Origin of the sequence: Ekhidna sp. (assembly GCF_040223195.1) — a bacterium.
In the GTDB taxonomy this organism is placed as follows: domain Bacteria; phylum Bacteroidota; class Bacteroidia; order Cytophagales; family Cyclobacteriaceae; genus Ekhidna.
The window spans coordinates 30,895-50,359 of record NZ_JAVKDX010000004.1 but is presented as its reverse complement, the minus strand read 5'-3'; the positions used below and the strand labels follow the sequence as shown (position 1 = coordinate 50,359).

General features: G+C 44.6%; 20 protein-coding genes. 12 read left to right on the top strand and 8 right to left on the bottom strand.

The window, feature by feature from the left end; translation table 11 throughout:
* Positions 1-30: 30 nt before the first annotated feature.
* The 3 genes from RLN88_RS01050 to RLN88_RS01040 form a co-directional block, all read right to left on the bottom strand.
* Positions 31-2,187, bottom strand: a complete 2,157-nt coding sequence (locus RLN88_RS01050; protein ID WP_350219519.1) for a S9 family peptidase — start codon at positions 2,185-2,187, stop codon at positions 31-33.
* A gap of 157 nt (positions 2,188-2,344) precedes the next feature.
* Entirely contained in the window at positions 2,345-3,145 is an 801-nt protein-coding gene (locus RLN88_RS01045) for a hypothetical protein (RefSeq protein ID WP_350219518.1), read from the bottom strand.
* Between the two features lie 8 nt (positions 3,146-3,153).
* On the bottom strand, positions 3,154-3,906 hold the full coding sequence (locus tag RLN88_RS01040) for an enoyl-CoA hydratase/isomerase family protein (protein WP_350219517.1): 753 nt from the start codon (positions 3,904-3,906) through the stop codon (positions 3,154-3,156).
* Between the two features lie 167 nt (positions 3,907-4,073).
* Between RLN88_RS01040 and RLN88_RS01035 the strand changes: the two genes are divergently transcribed.
* From RLN88_RS01035 to RLN88_RS01020, 4 genes are all read left to right on the top strand, one after another.
* Positions 4,074-5,210, top strand: a complete 1,137-nt coding sequence (locus tag RLN88_RS01035) for a hypothetical protein (RefSeq protein WP_350219516.1) — start codon at positions 4,074-4,076, stop codon at positions 5,208-5,210.
* A 74-nt stretch (positions 5,211-5,284) separates the two neighbouring features.
* Positions 5,285-6,448, top strand: coding sequence for a histidine kinase (locus RLN88_RS01030; protein ID WP_350219515.1), 1,164 nt, complete (start codon positions 5,285-5,287; stop codon positions 6,446-6,448).
* The gene (locus RLN88_RS01025; protein WP_350219514.1) at positions 6,445-8,403 is read left to right on the top strand and encodes a tetratricopeptide repeat-containing sensor histidine kinase; all 1,959 of its coding nucleotides are present in this window, start codon (positions 6,445-6,447) and stop codon (positions 8,401-8,403) included. Before RLN88_RS01030 ends, RLN88_RS01025 begins: the two co-directional genes overlap by 4 nt.
* 4 nt (positions 8,404-8,407) lie before the next feature.
* Positions 8,408-9,151: a LytR/AlgR family response regulator transcription factor gene (locus RLN88_RS01020; protein WP_350219513.1), complete on the top strand. Its 744-nt coding sequence runs from the start codon at positions 8,408-8,410 to the stop codon at positions 9,149-9,151.
* Positions 9,152-9,267: 116 nt separating this feature from the next.
* On the opposite strand, the gene RLN88_RS01015 is transcribed toward RLN88_RS01020, so the two are convergent.
* A complete protein-coding gene (locus RLN88_RS01015) occupies positions 9,268-9,543 on the bottom strand; it encodes a hypothetical protein (RefSeq protein ID WP_350219512.1) in 276 nt (91 codons plus the stop codon).
* A gap of 244 nt (positions 9,544-9,787) precedes the next feature.
* Here RLN88_RS01015 and RLN88_RS01010 point away from each other — a divergent pair, with 244 nt between their 5' ends.
* Genes RLN88_RS01010 through RLN88_RS00980 form a run of 7 tightly spaced genes read left to right on the top strand, consistent with a single transcriptional unit; the run spans position 9,788 to position 14,055 of the window.
* Complete coding sequence (locus RLN88_RS01010) at positions 9,788-10,300, top strand: hypothetical protein (RefSeq protein WP_350219511.1); 513 nt, start codon at positions 9,788-9,790, stop codon at positions 10,298-10,300.
* Positions 10,301-10,304: 4 nt separating this feature from the next.
* Positions 10,305-10,970: a hypothetical protein gene (locus RLN88_RS01005; protein WP_350219510.1), complete on the top strand. Its 666-nt coding sequence runs from the start codon at positions 10,305-10,307 to the stop codon at positions 10,968-10,970.
* A complete protein-coding gene (locus RLN88_RS01000) occupies positions 10,940-11,725 on the top strand; it encodes a sensor histidine kinase (RefSeq protein ID WP_350219509.1) in 786 nt (261 codons plus the stop codon). The genes RLN88_RS01005 and RLN88_RS01000 overlap by 31 nt, the downstream gene beginning before the upstream one ends.
* A gap of 1 nt (position 11,726) precedes the next feature.
* Positions 11,727-12,407: a response regulator transcription factor gene (locus tag RLN88_RS00995; protein WP_350219508.1), complete on the top strand. Its 681-nt coding sequence runs from the start codon at positions 11,727-11,729 to the stop codon at positions 12,405-12,407.
* 26 nt (positions 12,408-12,433) lie between these two features.
* Complete coding sequence (locus RLN88_RS00990) at positions 12,434-12,715, top strand: type II toxin-antitoxin system ParD family antitoxin (protein WP_350219507.1); 282 nt, start codon at positions 12,434-12,436, stop codon at positions 12,713-12,715.
* Complete coding sequence (locus tag RLN88_RS00985; protein WP_350219506.1) at positions 12,702-12,998, top strand: type II toxin-antitoxin system RelE/ParE family toxin; 297 nt, start codon at positions 12,702-12,704, stop codon at positions 12,996-12,998. The genes RLN88_RS00990 and RLN88_RS00985 overlap by 14 nt, the downstream gene beginning before the upstream one ends.
* Positions 12,999-13,011: 13 nt before the next feature.
* Positions 13,012-14,055: a hypothetical protein gene (locus tag RLN88_RS00980; RefSeq protein ID WP_350219505.1), complete on the top strand. Its 1,044-nt coding sequence runs from the start codon at positions 13,012-13,014 to the stop codon at positions 14,053-14,055.
* Between the two features lie 50 nt (positions 14,056-14,105).
* On the opposite strand, the gene paaZ is transcribed toward RLN88_RS00980, so the two are convergent.
* Genes paaZ through RLN88_RS00965 form a run of 3 tightly spaced genes read right to left on the bottom strand, consistent with a single transcriptional unit; the run spans position 14,106 to position 17,445 of the window.
* Positions 14,106-16,157 carry a phenylacetic acid degradation bifunctional protein PaaZ gene (gene paaZ / locus RLN88_RS00975; protein ID WP_350219504.1) on the bottom strand — a complete coding sequence of 684 codons (2,052 nt, stop codon included), beginning with the start codon at positions 16,155-16,157 and terminating at the stop codon, positions 14,106-14,108.
* 51 nt (positions 16,158-16,208) lie between these two features.
* Complete coding sequence (locus RLN88_RS00970) at positions 16,209-16,826, bottom strand: deoxynucleoside kinase (RefSeq protein WP_350219575.1); 618 nt, start codon at positions 16,824-16,826, stop codon at positions 16,209-16,211.
* 25 nt (positions 16,827-16,851) lie between these two features.
* Positions 16,852-17,445, bottom strand: coding sequence for an acyltransferase (locus RLN88_RS00965; RefSeq protein WP_350219503.1), 594 nt, complete (start codon positions 17,443-17,445; stop codon positions 16,852-16,854).
* A 90-nt stretch (positions 17,446-17,535) separates the two neighbouring features.
* On the opposite strand from RLN88_RS00965, the gene RLN88_RS00960 reads away from it, so the two are divergent.
* Positions 17,536-18,078, top strand: a complete 543-nt coding sequence (locus RLN88_RS00960; protein WP_350219502.1) for a putative outer membrane beta-barrel protein — start codon at positions 17,536-17,538, stop codon at positions 18,076-18,078.
* Between the two features lie 45 nt (positions 18,079-18,123).
* Here RLN88_RS00960 and pcaF read toward each other — a convergent pair whose 3' ends face one another.
* The gene (pcaF, locus tag RLN88_RS00955) at positions 18,124-19,332 is read right to left on the bottom strand and encodes a 3-oxoadipyl-CoA thiolase (protein WP_350219501.1); all 1,209 of its coding nucleotides are present in this window, start codon (positions 19,330-19,332) and stop codon (positions 18,124-18,126) included.
* Positions 19,333-19,465 lie beyond the last annotated feature (133 nt).

Here is a 19,465-nt window from a genome sequence, read left to right as displayed (position 1 = left end):
AAGGAGGCAAAACGTCTCCTTCATTAGTTTCTACAATTTCTCCATGATAAACTCGGTCATCATCTGGTAGAGGTGACCTCTTCGGTTTCCTAATCCATGTGCCCGGTCCGGGTAGTAAAAAGAATCAAATTGCTTCCCGGCATCAACCAGCTCGTTTTGGAGGGCCACCGAATTCTGAAAGTGGACATTGTCATCGCCTGTTCCGTGCACGAGTAGGAAATTTCCATTCAGCTTATCGGCATGGGTATTTGGGCTGTTGTCATCATATCCTTCCGGGTTGTCCTGCGGACGTTGCAGGTATCTCTCCGTGTAGATGGTGTCGTAATATCTCCAGGTGGTGACAGGTGCAACAGCAATAGCCGTTTTGAACACATCATTTCCTTTGAGGATGCACAATGACGACATGTAGCCACCATAGCTCCATCCCCATATACCGACCCGACTCTCGTCAATGTAACTATAATCAGCCAATGTTTTAGCTGAGAAAATCAGGTCTTCTGTTTCATATTTGCCAAGCTGCTTATACGTCAGCTTTTTATAGGCTTCTCCTCTATACCCTGTTCCCCGGGTATCGATCACCGCCACGATGTATCCATTTTGAGCGAGGTACTGATGCCAGATGAAGTGGCTGCCACCCCATCGGTTCGAGACATTTTGTGAGCCCGGCCCGCTGTATTGATAGATCAATAGTGGGTATTTTTTGGTTTCATCAAAATCGGCTGGCTTCAGGAAAAATCCACTCAGCGTGCTGCCTGTCGGTGTGGTGAGCTGAAAGAATTCCTTGTCAGCAAACCCGTATGCTTTAATTTTCTGTGCAAGCTCCTGATTGTCCTCCATCACTTTTATCTGCTTGTTTCCATTGGTCTGGTAGAGAGAAACTTGCATCGGGGTGGTGGCAGAGGAGAAATAATCCATATAGTAGCTACAATCATTGCTCATATTGATAGAGTGAACGCCAGCCTCTACACTCATCTTCTTTTTGCCCTTTCCGGAGAGTGAAATGGAATACAGGTGCTGCTCCAGCGGAGAATCTTCCGTGCTGATGTAGTACAATTTCTTTTTCTGCTGATCCAGTCCTACCAGGCTTACTGCCTCGAACGCCCCATCGGTTATTTGGTTGACCAGGCTGCCATCAAGGTTGTAGAGATAGAAATGTTTGTAGCCGTCTTTCTCACTACTGAAAAGAAACTGCTGGCCATTGTCCAGGTAGGTGAGGTCGTCACAAAACGTGAAGTCAATGTACGTGTCGCTTTTATCTGTGAGGATTACTTTGGAGCTACCATCTTTTGCATTTACATGGAGAATATCAAGCTGGTTTTGCAATCTATTGAGCCGCTGAACGGCAAGTAATTCGGGGTTCTTTGTCCAGTAAATGCGTGGGATGTAGATGTCGGTTTCTGCTCCTATGTCCACTTTTGTTTTCTGTTGCGACCCCAGTTCGTACAGAAAAATCTCAACAACAGAATTGTCCTCACCGGCTTTCGGATACTTATAGCGGTAGTCTTCCGGGTACAATGCGCCATCATTCCACACCTGCATGTTGTACTCTCTCACGCCTGATTCATCCATTCTGTAGTAAGCCAGCCTCTTGCTGTCTGGCGCCCAGGCAAATGCCTTGGTTAGGTACAGTTCTTCCTCATACACCCAATCGGTGCTACCATTGATGATGTAATTGAATTTGCCATCAGTTGTTACAGCCACTTCATTTTTGGAGGACAGGTCTACATAAAAGAGGTTGTTGTCTCGGGTAAATGCCACTTTCGTATTGTCAGGCGAAAGGGTGGCGTATGATTGACGTCCTTCGGAGAGTTTTTGAGCTTCGCTTGAGTTTCGATCATAGATATAGAAAACGGCTGTATAAGACCTGCGATAGATTGACTTTCGATCGGTCATGATCAATACCTTCGACTCATCATCGCTGAAACTATAGTCGTCGATCTCGAGATTCAAAGCATCCCCATCTGCGATGGTTTCTACCATGTCTCCTGTTCGCACGCTATATTTTATGATCTTATTGTCAGACAATGCGCTGTAGTATTGTCCGTCATTCATCCAGTTCAGGCTTCTCACAGACTTCTGACTGAAGGTGCCGTCGGTTGAGTGCTCTACCTTGATTTTGTTTTGCGCATAGCCTGAAAGGAGGCTGATAAGGGCGATTAGGAGGGTTAATGGTCTGGATATTTTCATGTGTATATAATTTGATTTTTAAAGGCCACATGGAATGTCCGGATAGCTTGAAACTGCATCAAATCGAGATTTTTACTCGGATATTCATCCTCGGTTGATATAGCTTGTTTTATGGACATTTCATGGGTATAAGGTTATCTTTTTTCTAAAACTGAAACTACTGGCCTGGGCTATCAGCAGGGGTTGTCTTTGTTTGGGACGCCTGACGGTACAATTCCCTTACTTCTTCTTCAGTAAAATCCGGAAATATCCGTTTTACTAGTGCTACGGCCTGATCTTCATTTTTCACTTTGCTCGCATTGGAAAGGATAAATTGCTTTTCTATCTCTCTGGTTTTTTCCTCCCCCAGTTTTTCATTGATGATTGGCAATGTAGCCTGAGAAGCATCGGCTATTGCCTGGAGTACCCTGGCACGATCATTCATAAAAGTGATGAACCTGCCAAAATTGTCATAATTGTTGGCCCAGGTCATTTGGTAGAGGGGATCGGTTTTAGGAAGACCTTCCGGTATGGTTTGATACCGCATCGAAGTTTCCATAATCAGGCTCTCTGCATGCTCCAGCTTTTTGATTTCCACAAAGAGCTTTTGCAACGCATCATACAACTCGAAATTTATAATTTCTGTGTTCTGAATGCTGATGGCATATTCTATGATCTGGTAGGAATACTGAGGCTGAATGAATCTCCAATCTGTAAAATTGGAGTAATCCCCACTTTTTATGGTGGCCATGTATTTCTCCACTTCACTATTTACATATCCTGACATTCCAGGCATTTGTAGTCGGAAATGTTCGAGCTCAAACTTTAGTGCGGTGAATACTTTTTCCTGTTCTTTTTTGTCCTTTTCAGCAGCTGCTGAGCTTTGGATGAGGAAGGCAATGTACACACCAATGATGACCACAAGCAGGTCTACAAATGCCCAGGTCCATTTTCCGCGAATAGATTTAGATGAAAACATCCCTAAATCTACTTATTCTTAAATTTCTGGATGAAGTTTCGGGTGAAGTCGGACAATACTAGCTTCCCGCTGGTTTTGGCTCTTTCGGAAAGCAGCTCATCCCAGTGGTCAGTCCCCTGCCAGAATACTTTCTTCATTTCAGCCATGGCTTCAGGATTATAAGCGGCCAGTTTTTCTGCCAGCTGGTTTACTGCTTTATCTAGCGACTCCACATCATCGTAGAGCTTTCCAAAGAGTCCCTTTTGATGTGCCCATTTTGGATCGTAAAATTCATCCGGATTCATGCCCATTTGAGACATGGCAGAGAGACCGACCTTTCGCTCGATGGCAGGCCCTACCACAAATGGCCCAATACCAAGGGCAAGTTCACTTAGCTTAATAGCTGAGTGCTTGGATGCAAAGCAATAATCTACCGATGCAGCCAGGCCAATTCCTCCACCTACTGCTTTTCCCTGCAATCTGCCGATGATGAATTTCGGAGCTTTCCGCATGGCGTTGATCACATTGGCAAACCCCATAAAAAACTCATAGCCTCGCTCAGGGCTGTCGATAGCTATCAACTCATCGAAGCTCGCACCAGCACAAAATGTGCGATCGCCACCACTTTTGAGAATGATCACTTTGATCTCCGGGTTATTCCCTGCCTCGGTAATGGTCTCAGCCAGTTTTTTCAGAATGTCCCCCGGAAGGGAGTTGCTCTGCTCAGTAAAAAACTCAACGGTCCCGATCCCGTTTTCTATGTTTAGGTTCACGTAATTCATACGTGCAAAAATAGAAGAGTCCGATTCTTAACCTATCCCAAGGCTCCTAATTCACCAAAATAATTGGGGAAAGCAATCCATCAAGTCAAACAACCCATTCGTCAATTGGCCATCTTTAGAAATGTGTGGTGAAATGAACATTGCATCAAACAATTTTTATTTCGACCATGAAAAAAACATTTTTAAATCTATTAGCAACGGCATTCTTTTTAGGAACAATTGGATGTAGCAATGATGACGGTTCCACAAACGTAGAGCCTGAAGCAAACATTAGTGTTTTCAAAGGCACTCAGAGTCCCGGCGATGTGTGGGACTGGACACTTAATCACGACGAAAACACTTTTACCACCCTGTGGGATTACGGAACATTTGACGACCTGACGGATGACATCCAGATTGAAGGAACTTTTACAACCCTTTCAACCGGATATCTAAAGTGTACCATTACGAACGTGACTCCATCCAATCCGGACATTCCTGCGGATGGCTCAGCGTTTTTTTATGCGATGCTTTTGCCGGATGTGGCTATGATGGTGAAGCCGGAGGGTAGCATCAAAGGTGATTTGATAGCCACAGTAGCGGCTGGTGATTGTGCGGACGTGCCGGGCAACTACAACTATATCCTGACAGCTCCCGGAAATGGAGAAGAATATGACCCAGCTACGGAAGAAGCGTATGGAGTAGTGACCATTTCTGATGAAGGGGATGGAAACTATGCCATCGCCGGCACTAAATATTCCCTTGATTGTGCAAATGAGGGTGCATGTACCCTAAGCTCTGCAATCACGGGACTCCCTACCGCAGTGTGTACGGAGAATGGCACGGTGGTTATTTCCAGCGACGATGACGAAACCCAGGTGGTTGGACAGTTTACAGCAGCTGGTGTGATGATGCTGGACAGAGGCCAGGGTAATGGCGGTGTGCTGGCATTTCAGCAATCAGCTTCTTATGATTTCAATGATCTGGTGGATGTAGAAATGATCGGGCTGGCATATCTACCCCACAACAACGATGAGAAGACGGTAGCCATCCAGATGACATTTGAGGATACTGGTGATGCTATCCTTGGCGATGGACATAAGATCAACAACATAAATACAGGCGAAATTGACCCGAACGGAGTGACCATGCGTGTAGATGGCATCACCAACGGACTGCTGGACGGTGACCTGACCTTCGATGAGAATGATCAGGGTACCAACTTCGTAGCGGCTATGCTGGAAAGTGGAGGGAAGAAGATGCTCGTTGTGAGCTCTTACGATCCTGATGGTTCACCGTTTATCCTGGTTTTGGCAGAAAAGTAATTACTCTTCATACTTCAAAAAGGAATGGGTGTTCTACATCCATTTCTTTTACTTTAGTTAGCCCGATTTGACCCATGAAAGAATCTTTGCCTGATAATACCAAACTCACGGAGATAGAAGATATCCTGATCTCCTTCTCGCTTTCGATCCTGGAAAAGGAGACAGAGGATGAAGTGGTTTGGGGACTGGTAAAGAACTGCATATCTGCCCTGGATATGGAAGACTGTGTGGTATATTTCATTGATTTTGATCGGGGTGAGCTGGTACAGAAGGCCGCTCACGGGCCAAAAAATCCAAAAGGTCAGCAAATACTTTCTCCATTGGTGATCCCAATGGGCAAAGGAATTACTGGCTATGTGGCCGTCACCGGTGAGCCGCTTATCATTGAGAATACCGAGCTGGACCACAGGTATATCGAGGATGATGTCTCCCGACTTTCAGAGATCTGTGTCCCCATACAGGTGGACGATCAGGTCATCGGTGTGATAGACTGTGAGCACTCTCGGCCTAATTTTTTTACTGACGAACACCTCCGGATTTTGACCGTCATTGCGCGTATCTGCGCCATTAAGCTAAGCCAACTAAAATCTGAGGAACTGCGAAACAAGCAGATGGAGGAAACTCATCTGGTCAAGCTTCAGCTATCTCAGCTACAAACCAAGATGCTGAAATCTCACCTCAATCCGCATTTTGTCTTTAACACACTCAACTCCATTCAGTATTTTCTAACGGAAAACAATAAGGTCACTGCCCTGAATTACCTCTCTTTGTTTAGTAAAATCATTCGCTACTATTTGGGGAATTTCGAAAATGAGCTTGTATTCCTCAATCACGAAATTGACGCACTGAGCAATTACCTGCTGCTTCAAAAATTGAGGTACGAGAGCAGATTCGGCTATTTCGTAGAGAAGGCAGGGATCGAGGCACTCCAGGAAAATGAGCTGCCGCCTCTTCTCCTGATCACCATGGCAGAAGAAATCCTGGAGAATCACCTTTCCGATTCTGACACATTGAAACTAAGAATCAACCTGAATCGGGATGAGGCTGCTTTGATCCTGACCTTTACTTTTAATCATGCATTGGGAGACAGGTCATCCAGCGGCTATCGGCAAAGCATGATCTCCTGGAAGGAACAAATTCAGTTTTTCAACGAGCTAAAAGGTCGGCGCATCTCATACGAGATTGAGCGTGACTCCATAGATACAACCTATCGAATAACAATTCCCCAAAACCTATGACGAAGCATTGGATATCGGTAAGCATCTTCCTGTTGGTATTTTCTCAATGCTTAGTTGGGCAGAGCCCACAAATTGACAGTCTGACGCAGGCTTTGTCTGAGCTGGAGAGTGACACCAACAGGGTGCATACACTCAGAAAGCTAGGCCAGGCGCTTCGTTCATACGACAGGGAGAAGACACTGGAATATCTGAATGAGAGCCTGACGTTGGCCAGGCAGTTGAAGTTTTCAAACGGGGAGATTGAGGCTTTATACTCAATCGGCCTCACATATGGCATGGCGGGTGATTATGCCAATGCACTCACCACGTTGGCCCAGTGTGAGGAGCTGGCCATACAAATCAACGATCATGATCGGCTGGTCTTTATAAATAATTCCCGGGGGATCATTTACAAGCGCCTCGGCGACTATCCGGCCAGCCGCTCCTATTATCTCAAAAACCTACAATTGGTGGACTCACTGGGCTTGGATGTAAATACCTCTTCGGTCTACAGCAACCTAGGCATCCTCTATGATCTGATGGATGAAAAACAAAAGGCCCTTGATGCGTACAAAAAGGCGATTGAGGTACATAAGGGACCCGGATTGGAAGATCTGAAAAAAAATGCGCAGGTCAATATTGCGGTGATGGAATATGAGGACGGAAACTATGAGTCTGCACTGATGCTGTTTCTTGAATCAATAAAGGACAAAGAAGACAGAATGGACAATACCACCGCTTTTTCAAACGTAGGTTTGTGCTATATGCAATTGAAAAATTGGGAAGAGGCGGAGAAATACCTTAACAAGTCAGTGGCACTTTCTAGTGAAATGTCACTCAAGAGGGAGGAGGCCATCGGGCTAAGAAATTTGTCTGAGCTGATGCTTAAGCAAGGAAGGCTGGCTGAGGCAGAAGACTATTATAAAATGGCGCTGGAGCTGATGCCGAGCTACGGGTTTTTTCAGTGGAAAAAGCAGATCCACGAACTGGCGTTTTTTATTCACAGGGATAAGGGGGAGTTGCAAAAAGCCATTGATCATCTGGAGCAGAGCATTGTCTACAAGGACAGCCTCTTCAATGAATCCAAGATGAAAGAGATCCAAAATATGGAGCTCCAGCACAACGTCTACATGAAGAATCAGGAGATCATTCAGCAGCAATCAGAGCTTACCCTTTTGAATGAAAAGGTGGCCCTTGAAAATCGGAGGAAGACCCTGCTTGCGGTGATTACACTGCTTTCAGTTTTTTCCTTTGGCCTTTTGGTGTATGGATATCGCAGGAAGATCCGATCCAATGCCCTGCTCAAAGAGAAGAATAAGCTCATCTCCAGCCAAAAGGCCCGGATAGAAGAAATGAACGAAGAACTGGAGAAACGGATGCTACGGGCGCAAATGAACCCTCATTTCATTTTCAATTCACTGAATTCGATCCAGCACTTCATCACAGCCAATGACAAAACTGCTGCGCTTTCTTATTTGACAAAATTTTCAAAACTCCTGAGGCAGGTTTTGGAAAGCTCCATTGATGTCAATGTAATTCTGGAGGATGAAATAAAGCTTCTAAAAATATATGTGGAGTTGGAAGCCCTCCGGTTTGACGATTCCTTTTCCTATGAATTTATCATCGATGATAAACTTGATACCTATGCGCATGAAATCCCGATTTTGTTGGTTCAGCCTTACATTGAAAATGCCATCATTCACGGACTGATACCCAAACAGGGGGATAAGCGACTGACCATCACTTTTGAAGATGCAAAAGAGTACATCAAATGCATCATTGAGGACAATGGGGTTGGGCGTAAGGGTGAAGAAACGCGAGCTTCCGGAAAGCATATTTCCAGAGGGATGTCTGTGACGGAGCAGCGCATCCGATCATTGGAAAAAACCAACTATCAACTTGTAATCATCGACGATCTGGAGAAAGAGGGCAAGTCGGCAGGTACCAGAGTCACAGTAGCCATACCTAAAAATTGAGATTATGTTAAGAGCAGTCATCATAGAAGACGAAAGACACAGCAGAGAAACCCTGAAAAATCTGCTAAATGAGTATTGTGAGGGAGTAGAAGTGGTGGGTGAAGCGGACTCGGTAACCAATGGTATCAAGGTGATAGAAACGTCCAGTCCGGACGTGATTTTCCTTGACATTGAACTTCAGCCGGGAACTGGATTCGACGTGCTAAAGGGTGTATCCAGGGTCAATTTTGAGACCATCTTCACTACGGCATTTGAGCAGTATGCCATCCAGGCTATCAAGCTCAGCAGCCTCGACTATTTGCTCAAGCCCATCTCTATCGACGACCTTCAAGCAGCAGTGCAAAAGTGCAAGAGCAGGCGAAACGAAAACCAGTACAAGCAGCAGATGGATGTGCTTTTGAATCAGCTTTCACAAAAAGATGGGGATCGGAAAATCTGCCTCTCCACCTCCGATGGGATGGAGTTTGTGCGGGAGAGCGACATCCTTTTTTGCAAGGCAAATGGTTCGTACACGGATTTCAAATTCAGGGATGGGAGGTGCCTGGTGGTGAGTAAGCACCTGAAGGAATATGAAGACCTTTTGGCACCCAATCAATTTATGCGGGTACACAATAGCTACCTCATTAATCTGAAGGAGGTGAAGAAATTTGTGAAATCGGAGGGAGGGTATATTTTGATGAATGATGATTCCATGGTGAGCATATCACCGAAAAAGCGCGATGAGTTTATGGAAAGAATGGTGGGGTGAGCCCTGGTAAAAAAGAAAACCCTCCGAAAATCAGAGGGCTTTTCCCAACCAGCTCCTCTCTGAGTCTCACCTTCAGAGAGAATTGAGTACATCACTATTATGAGGTCTTAAATATTCTATGTCAGATTACCACCACGGGCAAAATCTATCGTCTGGCCTTCCATGCAGGCGAAGTGAAAGGTCTCTCCCTGCCGCTGTATCTGGGCTCCAAATTGTTTGGTAAACCCCAGGCAGGGATCGCCCCCCAGATAAGTGCTTGTAATGGTGACCACACCATTGTTTTGATTGATTAGGTTTTGTAAGATGGACTTCACGTCCATTGCCCGGCCATTATTTTCATTCCCGTTTTTTAAGGCACCATATACGGCAAAGTCAACTTTTATTCCAGACATTTTTTTGGTGATTGTTTGGTTCCTACTCTATCGGCTTTTCGGAAATACGCCACGATCTAGCTCAAATCGATGATGTAAAGTTGGGTGATCTAAGCACTTCAGACCAGAGGGGAATTAACCCTTTAGCTAAACGGGTAGAAATACCTGTTTTTCATTTTTAATGTGGAGGGAATTACTCGAATTTCAAGCCAATGACTACTTATAGTATTGAGAATGATTAGAATTGTTTTTTAAAAATACTATTATGAAAAACCTATTAAGAGCAATTCTATTTATCTCAATTGTTTCTTGCCAGCAGGCAACAACGGACACACCCGCCGAGGTGGAAAATTATGAAGTAGCTGACACGGCCCCTTCCATGTATGCGGTTTCTTTAGCCAGTGCAGAGAGCAGCATCAAATATTACGATAAGCTTTCGAAAGAGGCATTGGGTGTTGATCCGATCAGGGCCTTCACCATTCGTTCTGTTGATTTGGCAGAGGCCATTGGTTTACCCTCCAAATACCTAAATAAGGCAGAGTATCACCATGTCAGAATTTACATGGGACTGGATAGCACCACCAGTCAGTTTAAGATATTCTTAACCCCTGTGGATAGCGCACGGTTGAGTAAAAATATCCCGGGGAAAGATGTGATACTTAGAGGCCCATATGATGGAGACGGAGATGGTGTGGCTGAAAGCGATGGACAGTATGTGATGGATTTTTCAAAATCTTGTCCGAATGCCTGTGATGAGGAGAGTCCATTAAACGAATAAAGAAGTGTTTGAAGCAATCGCCAAAAGTGTCATCGATTACTCGGATATCCCTACCTACATCGTAGGGATATACACGATGCTGATCTACAAAAAACTCCCAAAGGAGATGAAATACTTCTCTTGGTTTGTGTTTGTTTCGTTTGGCGTTCAGGCGGTTGCTTCCATACTTTTTCACAACAGTCAAAATAACCTGCCGGTATTGCATGTGTACACGATACTGGGCTTTGTGTGCCTGATCGCCTTTTACAACCAAATCTTCGACGGTCTAATCAAGCCCGTAATTCTGTGGGTGGTGGGAGTTTTGTTTGTGATCTACTCCATCATCAATTCAATTTTTATCCAGAGCATATATACCTACAATTCCTATGCGCTGAGTGTGGAGTCCGTGCTCATCATTATTTTGTCCCTCACCACCTTTATGTTTTTGATGAATGATATCGTAAAGGAGCGGAGAGTGGCGATCATCAAAAGCATCAATTGGATCAATGCAGGGCTGTTTATTTACTTTGCCTCCAGCCTGCTTATTTTCTATTTCGGAAACATGATCATCAGCTTTCCTAAAACACCGCTTGTGAGATATACCTGGTTTATCTACGCATTATTTTCGATAATTATGTATATCTGCTTTTTTATCGGCCTATGGAATCGACCCAGGAAATCAACTTCTTAAGTATTCTCCTGCCACTTTTACTCCTGGTATTTGTGATTGTCATTGGTGTGATTTTGCTCAACCAGCACTTTCAGAAAAATCTCTACCGTCAGAGCCTGGAAAGGGAGGAGCTTAGAAACAAGCATCAAAAGGAGCTTCTTCAGTCAAACATTGAGGTGCAGGAGGCCGAACGGAAGCGCATTGCCAAGGACCTTCATGACGAGCTTGGAGCTACTCTGTCCATTGCCAAAATGCACCTGATGCGACTGGAGCAGATGCATCCAAACCTGGAATCGAAAGGACTTTCCATCGGAAATGTGCGAAACATCATTGAGTCATCCATAGGGTCTGTCCGGCAAATCAGCCACCACCTGATGCCTACTCAGTTGGAGACATTTGGGCTTATTCGGGCACTGGAGAGTATGATAGACCAGATCAACGATTCGAAACAGCTGACTATCGAATTTGCTACACCAAATGAGGCCACCGAACTATCCTGGGAAAAGGAGCTGGGGCTGTATCGAATTTTTATGGAGCTGATACAAAACACATTGAAACACTCTAAGGCGGGTAAAGTCAATATTAATTATCGGGAGGAGGGGGGTGATATCATTGCAAATTATGAAGACGATGGCGTGGGTCTTCCCGAGCATACAGTTTATGGACTTGGACTGAAAAGTATGGAGGCCAGAGTCAAGGCCTTTGGTGGAAGTTTTGAGTTGATAAAAAGCGATGGGTTCAGTGCGAGATTGCGTGTGCCAATTAAGGATGAATGATATGAGTCAAAAAATAAACATCGGATTGGTAGAAGATCAGTTCCTTTTTCGTGAAGGGATGAAGGCCATCCTATCATCTTATGATGAGTTTGAGGTGGTTTTTGAGTCTGAAGATGGTTTTTCCGTGATAGATAAGCTGGCCAAATGCGAAGTGAGGCCAGATGTTTTGCTAGTCGATTTATCCCTGCCACAGATTGGAGGGAATGATTTTGATGGGATTGATGTGACGGATGCCGTGGTGGAAAACTATCCCGAAATTAAAATATTGATACTATCCGTTCATGATGATGATGCGTTTATTGCTGAGCTGATTGAGCGAGGAGCGCACGGCTACCTTATCAAAGATTCCGACCCCAACGAAGTGACTGAGGCGATCAAATCCGTGTACACCAAAGGCTCCTACATCAATCATCGCACGCTGCTGGCGATCCAGAAAAAGATGAATCAAAAACACAAAACGAGTACCAGAAAAAGCCTGGATGAAGCTTTGACAAAAAGGGAAATAGATGTGCTGAGATTGGTGTGCCAGCAGAAGACCACCGGAGAGATTGCTGAAGAACTTTTCATTAGCACAAAGACGGTAGACGGCCACCGAAACAACCTGCTGCAAAAAACCCACTCCAGAAATGTAGCAGGCCTGGTGCTTTATGCGCTGAAGAAGGGATTGATCGAGGTTTCTTGATTTGAGCTGCAATTAAATATGAACTCATGCGGATTTTGTGTATGTTTATATTTGATAAATATGGACATACTATGAATGTGAGTTTTACAGCAAGACAGGAAAAGTACATTAAGGATCAAATTGCCTCGGGTCATTTTCAAAATGCCAGTGAGGTGGTGAGAGATGCACTACGGCTTCATGAAACGCTGAGGGAGAAGATGATGGACGATTTGAGGAAGGAGATCGGCAAGGCTTGGGACGCTCCACCAAGCAAGAGATCCGCAGAGCAGATCCTGGCTGACAATAAGGCAAAATATGGGATCAAGTAAGGGTTACATTCTATCAGAACCCGCTGAAAATGATCTTGATGATATATTCTTCTACTCACTTCAATATGGTGAAAGACAAGCTGTCTCGTATCAGGAAAAACTCATTGCTACCTTTGATAGACTTGGCAAGTATCCAGATTCCGGGATCGTAAGAGATGATATAAGAGAAGGTCTTCGCCAAACAATTTCAGAGAAACATGCCGTTTTCTACAGGATTAAAGATGGTCTGGTTTTTATCCTTAGAGTTTTGCACCATTCGAGGGATGTGGAGAAGTATTTTTAGTTTTTATTAAAGCATGAGAGAAATTATTAAGAAAAATTGGTGGTGGATAATTCCTGTATTGGTTGCTTCTTTTGGAGTAGTAAGCGGAATAATAATTTTTCATAATGATGGTTTATCCCTTGCAAAATGGGATCACCAAGGATTTGTAGAATTTTTTAAGTACTTCGACTTCCCTTTAAAAGTGCTTGCCACATCAGTTTTACTTTTAACTATTTGTCTTTCAATCAATAGACTTCACAAAACCGAGAAACAGATTCGGATTAGTGAATCTGGATCTTTAAGGAGTAATTATCTTGAACTAGCCTCAAGCTATCAAAATGATTTTATAAGCCTCAAGCTTGACCTCAAAAGGAATATGAACTTTTTCTTCCCCGAAATGAATGAGGGGAAGCCTAAGTTGGATATATCAATTGATATTATTCTCAATGACATTGCACAGACAATTTTGAAGGTAAAATCAGGAAACTTTGGGTTTGTGTCTGGAATATCTCTTTTGCCAATTTTAGCCCAAAAAAATACCCTTAGAGAGCTTTTGCTTATTGATTTTTACTTCAATACCGACACCCATACTGGGCTAATGCTTAGAAGCAGTTTAGTAGATCTAGCTAAAGATTTCGTTCAATTGATAGAGTTTATTTCAAATTTTGATACCCTGCTTGAACCGAGCGACATAAATTCTTTAAAGAATATTTGTACCATGCTTGAAAGGAAGCAAGGTGAATTAAGCAATCTATTTGATTCATTAAAAAGTAAGGATTCAGCCCACTTTATTAATGATGTTGATAGCAATCATAAGTTGTTTGCTTATTACTACATTTTGGCTCACACAAAAGAGGATGGAGCAGATCTCATGTTCTTTCCAGATTTTGGTGCAATTAATGATTATAATAATGCTAAAACCAATCCAAAAAGTGATCTTAACAGATATAGAGGACTAAGAGAAGATCTGAAAAGGAGATTTGAAGAAAATGGTGATATTTTCCCTGTCATAAAATCAGAAAATTATAAACACTTGGTGAATTTAATCCCTGAAGATGCCGGATCAAGTCTGGCATGACATATTAGCTCAGAGAATCATCAAATCGAAAAAATCTTCAAATCAACCAATCACCCCTGATCCTTCTTCTTGATCATCGTCAAAATCGTAGCAATAGCTACGGTTTCCCCTGTCTCATCGTAGACATCCACCAGGAACTTCACGATACCTTTTGCGATATCATCTTTCTTCTCCTGATCTACTTTTTCTTTTACGGTGCACCTTACGCCTATAGTCATGCCGGCATAAACAGGCTTGGTGAATCGGCAATCTTCCAGGCCATAGTTTAGAAGAACCGGACCTTTTTTCGCCTGAACGAACAAACCAGCTGCCGCAGACAAAATGAAATAGCCATGCGCCACTCGCTGCTCAAAGGTGGTTCCTTCCAGGGAGGTTACATCGGTATGAGCATAGAAATGATCCCAGCTCAGATTGGCGAAGTTGACAATGTCTCCCTCTGTCACGGTTCGTTTGGCGGTAATTACGGTATCGCCAATTTCCAGCTCCTCGAAATACTTGGAGAATGGATGACGCTCCGTGTCTTTATACTCGCCACCATATTGATACTGTTGGGTGATCTCAGTGATCATAGTAGGTGATCCCTGGATGGCTGTTCGCTGCATGTAGTGCATCACACCACGTTTTCCACCCATCTCTTCGCCACCTCCCGCACGTCCGGGACCTCCGTGAGTCAGCATTGGCATGGGGGAGCCGTGACCGGTGGATTCTTTGGCACATGCTTCATTGAGCACCAGAATTCTTCCATGGTGAGTCGCGGCTCCAACGGTGAATTCCCGTGCGATTTTTTCGTCCGCGGTTGTGATTGATGATACCAAAGAGCCTTTCCCTTTCTTAGAGATGGCCACCGCTTCATCAATGGTTTTATAAGGCAGGATGGTGCTGATCGGCCCAAAAGCCTCGATGTTGTGAACATCCTCCGAGTTCATTGGATTCTGATTCACGAAAAGCATGGGCGAGATAAATGCACCTTTATTCCAGTCGGCACCCTTTGCTTCTCCTTTATTTTCGAGTGAACCGTAAACCAGCTCATTGGATTTTGCCAGCTCGGCAACCCGCTTGGTTACTTCCTCCAATTGTTCTTTTCCTGCAAGTGCCCCCATTCTCACACCCTCCACATCTGGGTTGCCAATGGTGGTTTGAGCGAAAGCTTTTCCGAGGGCAATCTGCACATCTTCCACGAGTTTTTCCGGCACAATGATTCTTCGGATTGCGGTACACTTTTGACCACATTTTACCGTCACCTCTCTTCGTACCTCTTTGATAAACAGATCAAATTCAGCAGTGCCTGGCACGGCATCCTCACCCAGCACAGCACAATTAAGAGAGTCTGCTTCCAGGTTGAATGGAACAGAGTTTTCAATGATCTGAGGAAGTGCTTTCAGTTTTTTTCCGGTTTCGAATGATCCGGTGAAGGTCACGACATCATTCATATCCACATGATCAAGGATGCCATTTCCATATCCGGCTACCAGCTGAAGCGCCCCTTCCGGTAGGATTTTTGAATCCACTATTTCTTTCACCATCGCTTCGGTGAGGTAGCAGGTTTGCTCTGCCGGCTTCACAATACATGGCATTCCAGCCAGCCAGTTCACTGCCGCTTTTTCCAGCATTCCCCAGATCGGGAAATTGAACGCATTAATATGAACGGCCACACCCTCTTTGGGCACCATGATGTGATGCCCTACAAAGGATCCGCCTTTTGACAACCCAACTGTTTCTCCATCTACATGATAAGGCAGGTCAGGAAACTGTCTTCTTAGGCTCGCATTGGAAAATACATTTCCGATCCCCCCCTCGATATCGATCCAGCTGTCGCCCCGGGTTGCGCCGGTGGCCTTACTGATTTCATAAAACTTCTCCTTGTTTTCCAACAGATGAAAGGCCAAGGCCTTCAGCATCAATCCTCGCTCCTGAAAAGTCATCTTTCGCAAGGCCGGGTTTCCTACTTCCCTTGCATGTTTATACGCATCACTAAAATCAATCCCCTCAATGGTGTGCGAGGCGACCGGTTCGCCAGTGATGGCGTGATGGAGAATTTCTCCATCTCCTGCACCTTCCATCCATTGTCCTGCTATATAGTGTTTTATTTTAGGTATTGCCATGGTGTCTTTTCGGGTTATTCAAAACAAAGTTAATGGGTTCGGAAGAGTAGGCTAACTGAACAAGCCATGCAATTCCGAATCAATCTTAAAAACGATATCAGAAAAGTGTTCTGGATTTTTCACGAAATCAATATCGGTCACATCAATGATCAAAAGTTTCCCCTCGTCATAATTGTCGATCCAGTCTTCATAATGCTGATTGAGCCCTTTCAGGTAGTCAATCCTGATCTGGCTTTCATAGTCTCGGCCTCTCGTTTCGATATTTTTTACAAGCTTGCTAATGTCAGACTTCAGGTAGATCAGTAGGTCAGGGGCTTTTACAAAATTGATCATTGAATCAAAGATTGCTTTATAATTCTTGTAATCCCGATCCTTGAAAAAGCCCTGCTTGTGAAGGCTTTTGGCGAAGATGTAGGCATCCTCATAGATCGTCCGGTCCTGAATGATGGTTTTGTCCCCGGTTCTGAGCCGGTTGATTTGTTCGAAGCGGCTGTTCAAAAAGTAGATCTGAAGGTGGAAAGCCCACTTGTGCATGTCCCCATAAAAATCCTCAAGGTAAGGGTTGTCGTCAGTTGATTCAAACTCCGGATGCCATCCGTAATGCTTTGCGAGCATTTCAGTGAGTGTGGTTTTTCCTGCACCTATATTGCCAGACACAGCAATGTGCATATTCTTTTCCTTCATGGATGGGGGTCTACTTTTTTGTTTCGTTCCAGGTTTTGTAGTCCGCAGAGGCAATTGGCCGATTGGGCTCTACTTCTCGCAAAGGTTCGCATTCTTTCAGTGATTCGAAACACTCCTTTGGCAATTGTTGGTAAAGCTTAGTTCCCTCGGTTTTCCACTGGATCATGTCATCAGTTACCTCTTTGATCCTTTTGGCGGGATTGCCCACAATCAGACTCCTTTTTTCAAAAACCTCATCTGCTTTCACGAAACTTAATGCTCCTACAATGCTTTCATCTCCGATCACAGCATTGTCCATGATCACCGCATTCATGCCTACCAGCACATTTTTCCCGATCTGGGCACCATGAATGATTGCCCCATGCCCAATGTGCGCACTTTCCTGAAGCGTTATCGTGATTCCGGGAAACATATGGATGGTGCAGTTTTCCTGCACATTGCATCCATCTTCGATCACGATTCTTCCCCAATCCCCTCGAATGGCCGCTCCAGGCCCCACATATACATCTCTCCCGATGATCACATCACCTGTCACAGCGGCAAGAGGGTGGATAAAAGAGGAGGGGTGGACAACCGGTTTGATGTTTTTGAATGAATAGATCATTGTTTTTTCGATAAATACCGTGGGAATGGTATTCCAATTAGTTTTTTATACCTATTCCTTTACCCTCAAAATTCACTAACTACTACCATTATGAAAAAAGTAATCTTAAGTTTTTGTGCTGTGACTCTTTTTGCGTTCACAGCTAGTGCCCAGTTTCACTTTGAGTTTGGCCTTAATGGCAATCTGCCTCAGGGGGATGCTGCCGACACCTATAGTTTTGGAGCCGGAGTTTATCTTGAGCCAAGATATGCGATGAGTGACAACCTGGATGTGGGACTATTGATCGGATTCAATGGGCTCGCCGGAGGGGACATTAACTCTGTTGGCACAGCAAATACGGAAGTATCCGCTGCTGCTGTAGTTCCTGTTTTAGGCACAGGGACGTATAGATTTTCAGGAAACAAAGTAAGTCCTTATGCCGGTGCTGGAATTGGATTGTATTTTGTGAAAACAGGAGAGGCCTCTGTCTCAGGTATGGTTGTGGCTGAAAGTGCAACAGAATCTGAATTTGGCTTTGCCCCGAGAGCTGGGGTATTTATCGGTAGGCTAAACCTTGGAGTAGCCTACAATATTGCAGGAGACCTCAAATACATGCAATTCAATCTGGGAGTTAGAATCCTGGGAAGGGGTTGATCCTGAGGAATAAATAAAATTGAAAGGGGCTACAAGCCCCTTTTTTTATGCTCTTTCCAGAATCACTGCATAGCCCTGCCCCACGCCTATACACATGGTACAAAGCGCATAGTTCTTTCCTGTTTTTTGAAGCTGCAAAGCAGCAGAGTGTGTGATTCTAGCCCCTGTCATTCCAAGCGGGTGACCGATGGCGATCGCACCTCCATTCGGGTTGATGCGTTCATCATCATCATCCGCTAGTCCCAGCGATCTGGTACAGGCAAGTGACTGAGCGGCAAATGCTTCATTCAATTCAATGATGTCTATTTGATCAAGTGTAAGACCGGCTTTGGCCAGTGCTTTCTGAGTAGCTTCTACCGGGCCGATTCCCATGATTCTGGGCTCCACGCCAACAACTGCGGAGGACACGATTCGAGCCAGTGGTTTAAGGTTGTTGTTTTTCACTCCATCTTCAGAAGCCACCAAAACGGCAGCAGCCCCGTCGTTTAATCCCGAGGAATTTCCGGCGGTCACCGATCCGTCTTTTTTGAAAGCGGCACGAAGTTTTCCCAGCACCTCCATAGTGGTAGTTGGTTTCACAAACTCATCGGTATCGAAGACAATCGGATCACCCTTTCGCTGAGGGATCTCAACTGCCACAATCTCTTCAGCTAATCTTCCATTTTTCTGAGCCTCGGTAGCTTTCATCTGAGAGCGATAGGCAAAAGCATCCTGATCTTCACGGCTAATTTTGTGAATGTCCACCAGGTTTTCTGCGGTCTGTCCCATGCCGTCAGTTCCGTATAGTTCTTCCATTTTAGGGTTGATGAACCGCCATCCAAAGCTAGAATCATACATCTGCGCATCTGTGCCAAATGGCTTGGCGGATTTTGAAATCACCCAGGGCCCACGGGTCATATTTTCCACACCTCCGGCTATAAACAGGTCTCCGTCACCGGTCTTAATTGCCCGATTCGCATGAACGATGGCTGACATTCCTGAAGCGCAGAGTCTATTGACAGTTTCTCCCGGAACAGAATAGGGCAACCCTGCAAGAAGTAAAGCCATACGGGCCACATTTCTATTATCCTCCCCAGCCTGATTGGCGCAACCCATGATGACCTCATCGATCAAAGCAGGATCCAAAGATGAGTTTCTTGCCATCAGCTCCTTGATTACCAATGCAGCTAAGTCATCCGTCCTGACGGCAGACAAAGTCCCTCCAAAATTTCCAATTGGCGTACGGATTCCATCTACAATAAAAGCTTGTTTCATGTCTTTTGGGTTCTGTTCGTTTCGCAAATATTCAGCCTTATGGCTTACCTACCAATTAACCCGGTCACTAATTAAGAAATTCCTTTGCTACCCATTCTTCATACCTTAATTTTGCCGGAATTTGTTTTAACCT